Below are 1,229 nucleotides of genomic sequence, written 5' to 3' on the forward strand. Positions count from 1 at the left end.
GTGTTCCGCGGGGTTGGTCGTTTGAGCAGGCGGCGTCGGTGCCGGTGGTGTTCTTGACGGCGTATTACGCGTTGATGGATCTGGCCGATCTCCGGGCGGGGGAGTCGGTGGTGGTTCATGCGGCTGCGGGTGGTGTGGGTATGGCGGCGGTGCAGTTGGCTGCGCATGTGGGGGCGGAGGTGTTCGCGACCGCCAGTGAGGGCAAGTGGCCCGCGGTGCGTGAGTTGGGTGTTCCGGCTGGTCGTATTGCTTCGTCGCGGACGACTGAGTTCGAGGAGGTGTTTTCCCGGGCTACGGGTGGTGTTGGGGTGGATGTGGTGCTGGATTGTCTGGCGGGGGAGTTTGTTGATGCGTCGTTGCGGTTGATGGGTGAGGGTGGTCGGTTTGTGGAGATGGGCAAGACCGATGTCCGTGATGCGGGGGAGGTGGCTGCTGCTTATCCGGGGGTGGTGTATCAGGCGTTCGATGTGATGGACGCGGGTCCGGAGCGGATCGGTCAGATGCTGGCTGTGTTGGTGGGGTTGTTTGATCGGGGGGTGTTGCGGCCGGTTCCGGTCACGGCATGGGATGTCGCGCGGGCGCCGGAGGCTTTGCGGTTCCTCGGCCAGGCCAAACACATCGGCAAGGTCGTCCTGCGCATCCCTGCGCCGTGGCCGGAGTCGGGCACGGTCCTGGTGACCGGTGGTACGGGTGGTCTGGGTGCGGTGGTGGCTCGGCACCTGGTTGCGGTGCATGGGGTGCGGGATCTGCTGCTGATATCCCGGCGGGGTATCGACGCCCCTGGCGCTGCTGCGCTTGAGGAGGAGCTGACCGCTCTGGGCGCCCGCGTGACGGTCACCGCGTGTGATGTCAGTGATCGTGAGGCTTTGGCGGATGTGTTGGATGCGATTCCGGCGGATGTGCCGCTTCGGGGTGTTGTGCATGCCGCTGGTGTGCTTGATGACGGCCTGATCGCGGAGTTGTCTCCTGAGCGGTTGGGTCGGGTGTTGGCGGTGAAGGCGGAGTCGGCGGTGCATTTGCATGAGCTGACTCGCGATCGTGAGCTGGATGCGTTTGTTCTGTTTTCTTCCTTTGCTGGTGTGGTGGGGAATGCGGGGCAGGCGGCGTATGCGGCGGCGAACAGTGTGTTGGATGGGCTTGCGGTGTCGCGGCGGGTGCAGGGTTTGCCGGCGGTGTCGTTGGCGTGGGGTATGTGGGAGCAGGCCGAAGGCATGGGCGGTCGGCTCAGT

At 65.2% G+C, this 1,229-nt stretch carries 1 protein-coding gene; it reads left to right on the top strand.

Going from position 1 to position 1,229, the window contains the following annotated elements; translation table 11 throughout:
* On the top strand, positions 1-1,229 hold a 1,229-nt coding region (locus JK363_RS41255), incomplete at both ends, for an MDR/SDR family oxidoreductase (protein ID WP_201883462.1).

It is taken from the genome of Streptomyces coffeae, from assembly GCF_016741875.1.
GTDB classification, from domain to species: Bacteria; Actinomycetota; Actinomycetes; order Streptomycetales; family Streptomycetaceae; genus Streptomyces; species Streptomyces coffeae.